Annotated in this window: 4 protein-coding genes; all 4 read right to left on the bottom strand. The window is 73.7% G+C overall.

Going from position 1 to position 3,830, the window contains the following annotated elements; all coding sequences use genetic code 11:
* Positions 1 to 168 precede the first annotated feature (168 nt).
* The 4 genes from msrB to AN218_RS30400 all read right to left on the bottom strand — a co-directional run bounded on the left by msrB (position 169) and on the right by AN218_RS30400 (position 3,707).
* Positions 169 to 576, bottom strand: coding sequence for a peptide-methionine (R)-S-oxide reductase MsrB (gene msrB, locus AN218_RS30415; protein WP_070020254.1), 408 nt, complete (start codon positions 574 to 576; stop codon positions 169 to 171).
* A 45-nt stretch (positions 577 to 621) separates the two neighbouring features.
* Positions 622 to 2,043 carry a UDP-N-acetylmuramate--L-alanine ligase gene (gene murC / locus AN218_RS30410; protein ID WP_070020253.1) on the bottom strand — a complete coding sequence of 474 codons (1,422 nt, stop codon included), beginning with the start codon at positions 2,041 to 2,043 and terminating at the stop codon, positions 622 to 624.
* Positions 2,044 to 2,216: 173 nt separating this feature from the next.
* On the bottom strand, positions 2,217 to 2,684 hold the full coding sequence (locus AN218_RS30405) for an indole-3-glycerol phosphate synthase (RefSeq protein ID WP_107421621.1): 468 nt from the start codon (positions 2,682 to 2,684) through the stop codon (positions 2,217 to 2,219).
* Between the two features lie 132 nt (positions 2,685 to 2,816).
* Complete coding sequence (locus tag AN218_RS30400) at positions 2,817 to 3,707, bottom strand: pyrimidine reductase family protein (RefSeq protein WP_070020251.1); 891 nt, start codon at positions 3,705 to 3,707, stop codon at positions 2,817 to 2,819.
* Between the last annotated feature and the right edge of the window lie 123 nt (positions 3,708 to 3,830).

The raw sequence follows: 3,830 nt of genomic DNA, 5'->3' as shown, positions 1-3,830 counted from the left end.
GAAGACCACCCCCACCCCCGGCAACGGCACCGACTAACCACCGAGCCGAGCCGAGCCGAAAAGCGAAGCGCACACGCACGCGTCCCGCGCCTCCCTCACGGGAGCGCGGGACGCGGTGTTCACGGCAGGCGGTCCGGCGGGCTCAACCGCCCCGGCCCCGGCCGCGGTTCAGGACTCCGTGGGCACCAGCCGTACGGCGATGCTGTTGATGCAGTACCGCTGGTCCGTCGGCGTCTGGTAGCCCTCGCCCTCGAAGACGTGCCCGAGGTGCGAGCCGCAGCGGGCGCACCGCACCTCCATGCGGAGCATCCCCATCGAGCGGTCCTCCAGCAGCTCCACGGCGTCCGAGTCGGCCGGGTCGTAGAAGCTCGGCCACCCGCAGTGCGACTCGAACTTCGTACGGGAACGGAAGAGTTCGGTCCCGCAGGCCCGGCAGTTGTAGACGCCCTCGGTCTTGGTGTCGGTGTACTCGCCGGTGAACGCCGGCTCCGTGCCGGACTCCCGCAGCACCCGGTACTCCTCGGGGCTCAGCTCGGCACGCCACTGCTCTTCCGGCTTGTCGATCTCGTACGTCACGGCCGGTCGGCCTCCTTCTCGGTCTCGCGGTAGCCGGCTGGACGCTCAGCGCGCCTGCGGCAGCCGGGCCAGGATGTCGGGGCCCAGCTCCGTCACGTCACCGGCTCCCATGGTGAGAACGAGATCACCGGGTGCGGCCATTCCCGCGGCCAGCTCCGCGCCCTCCGCGCCGCTCGCCGCGTGCCGTACGTCGGCTCCGGCGGCGCGCGCCGCCTCGATGATCAGCTCGCTGGTGACGCCCGGGATCGGGTCCTCGCGGGCGGGATAGATGTCGAGGACGACGGAGGCGTCGGCCAGCGCCAGCGACTCCCCCATCTCCGTGGCCAGTTCGCGGGTGCGGCTGAAGAGGTGCGGCTGGAAGAGGACGACGATGCGGCCGTCGCCGGCGCCGCCGCGGATGGCCTCCAGGTCGGCCGTCATCTCGGTGGGGTGGTGCGCGTAGGAGTCGATGACCTGGACGCTGTTCGCCTCGCCCTTGAGCTGGAGGCGCCGCCGTACACCGGTGTAGGTGCCCAGCGCCTTGGCCAACTCGTCGGCGGGCACGCCCAGTTCGGTACCGGCGACGAGGGCGGCGACGGCGTTGAGCGCGTAGTGCCGTCCGGGCACGAAGACGGCGAAGGTCAGCTCCTCGCCGTCCAGCAGCACCGTGGTCTCGCTGGTCAGGCCGTGCGGGGTGATGCTCAGCGCGCGTACGTCCGCGTCCTCGGCCTCGCCGTAGGTGCGCACCCGCACCCGGCCGCGCTCGCGCACCCGCCGCGTCAGCTCGCGCGCGCCCTCGTGGTCGGCGGAGACGACGAGCACGCCGCCGGGGCGGATGCGGTCGGAGAAGGTCACGAAGGAGTCGTAGATCTCCTCCATGGACGCGTAGTTGGCGTGGTGGTCCAGCTCGACGTTGAGGACGACGGCGACCTCGGGCTCGTACTGGTGGAAGCTGCGGTCCGACTCGTCGGCCTCGGCGACGAAGATCTCGCCCCGTCCGTTGTGCGCGTTGGAGCCGGGCTCGTCCAGGTCGCCGCCGATCGCGTACGACGGGTCGAGGCCGAGGGCGCCCAGCGCGACCGCGAGCATCGAGGTCGTGGTGGTCTTGCCGTGGGTGCCCGCCACGGCCAGCGGACGGCAGGCGTCCATCAGCGCGGCCAGCGCGTCCGAGCGGTGCACCACGGGGATGCCGCGCTCGCGGGCGGCGACCAGCTCCGGGTTGTTCTCGCGGATCGCGCTGGAGACGACGACGCCGGTGGCGTCCGCCGCCAGATGCGCCGCGTCGTGCCCGATGTGCACCGTCGCGCCGAGGCCCCGCAGGGCCGCCGCCGTCACCGACTCCCGTGCGTCGCTGCCCTCCACCCGCGCACCGCGCTGGGCGAGGATCTTCGCGATGCCGGACATCCCGGCGCCGCCGATGCCGATGAAGTGCGGACGGGCCAGATCCTCCGGAACACTCCGGCGGGAGCGGGACGGGTCGGCTGCCATGCGGGCGCCTCCAGGACTCGTACTCTCACGACTCTCACGAACAGTCGCGCGGTGTGCCCGGCACGGGCACCGCCGTGACGCCGCACCCCGCGCGCTGCTCAGCCTATGCGCTGCGCCCGGGCGGCCGGGGCGCGGCATGGGTCCCGGACGGCGCCCGCACGGGCGGGTGCGCCCTACGGGGTGTGCGCGAAGAGCTTCAGCACCGGGACGCCCACCTTGTGCCGGGCTCTGGTGGCCCAGTCGCGGTGGAAGAACTCCTCGACGAGATGCGGCGCCGTCAGCACGATGACCTCGTCGGCCTTGTGCCGCTCGACGGTCTCGGTGAGCACGTCCAGCGGGTGGTCCTCGATGACGCGTCCTTCGGCCTCGGCGCCGGTCTCGCGGAGCATCGTCAGCGAGTGCTCCAGCGCGCGGAGGGCCGGGCCGTGCGTATCGCGGTCCTCCGGTTCGCTGCCCTCGTGCACCGCCTGGTCGAGTTCGCCGAGGGCGACGTCGTCCAGGGCGCGCAGCAGCCGGTCCTGGTCGCCGCGGGGCTGGATCAGCACGACGAACGAGACGTGCTCCTCGCCGTGCAGCGTCGTCACCAGCTCCACGTCGTCGGACACCAGCGGCTTCTCGATCATCAATACGGTCCTGAACACGGCGGTGCCCTTCCTTCACAGGGAGCCCCGGGGCCCGGGGCTCCGAGACGATCATCCAGCCAACGGCTGCCCGCGTACGGAGAACTCACGCGCCTCCGGCGCCGCCTGTTCCCGGCGGTTACCCGCGCCGCGTCACGCCGCGCGCGAACCGGTACGGCGGTAGCGCGTGAAGAGGAACCCGTCCTCCTCCAGTACCCCGGCGAGGCGGAAGTCCACGGGGACCTCGACGCCGGGCCCGTTCACGATCCGCGGCGCCTCGCCGGAGGTGACGCGCGGCGAGATCGTCAGACACATCTCGTCCAGCGCTCCCCCGGCGACGAGCTGCCCCAGCAGCCGCGGCCCGCCCTCCGTCAGCAGCCGCCGCAGCCCGCGCTCCGCGAGGGCGCCGGGCAGCCGGGCCGGGTCGGCCGTGGCGCCCTCCCCCGCGAAGACGACCTCCGCGCCCGCGGCCCGTGCCGCCGCGACCCGGTCGGAGGGCGCCCCGGCCCCCGTCACCAGCAGGGTCGGCACGAGGGGAGAGGTGAACAGCGGCTGGGAGAAGTCCAGATCGAGGCCGGCGCTGACGACGGCGATGGCCGGTGCCGGGCCCTGTCCGGCCGCCGCACGGCGCCATGCGAAGGCCTTGCGCTCGCGCGGCGGCCCGTAGCCCTCCTGCCGTACGGTCTGCGCCCCGACGACGACCGCGTCCGCGAGGCCGCGCAGCACGCCGAAGATGCGCATGTCGGCCTCGGAGGACAGGGGTTGGGAGCGTCCCTCGTGGTGGGCGGCGCCGTCGAGCGAGGAGACCATGTTGGCGCGCAGCCATACGCCGGGGGCCGCGGGGGCGGCGTCCGGGGCGCCGGAGCCGGGCCCGTGCCCGTACTCCTCGGGGTAGGCGTAGGCGTCGGCGAGTGCGTCGATGCTCCACTGCCCGCCGTCCGCGCCCGGACCGGAAGCGGAATCAGGGCCGGGGGCAGAACCGGAACCGGGGGCGGTACCGGAAGCGGAGCCGTCATCACCGGGGCAGGGGAACAGACGTCGCATGGGCGGCAGTCTGGCACGTCCGCCCCGCTCCCCCGCCGGCCCGCCCCGGCCCGTAAAACCGCACTCCGGGGGCCTCTAGCATGAAGAGCGTGTCCCCTTCCACCGGCCCGGCCGGCTCCCCCG

This window comes from Streptomyces nanshensis (genome assembly GCF_001751255.1).
Taxonomy (GTDB): Bacteria; Actinomycetota; Actinomycetes; order Streptomycetales; family Streptomycetaceae; genus Streptomyces; species Streptomyces nanshensis_A.
Note: the sequence above shows the minus strand (reverse complement) of the source record. Positions and strands in the feature narration are given on the sequence as shown.

Coding starts and splice junctions, on each gene's coding strand:
- murC (WP_070020253.1), bottom strand. CDS start 2,043: ATGGCAGCCGACCCGTCCCGCTCCCGCCGGAGTGTTCCGGAGGATCTG.
- AN218_RS30400 (WP_070020251.1), bottom strand. CDS start 3,707: ATGCGACGTCTGTTCCCCTGCCCCGGTGATGACGGCTCCGCTTCCGGT.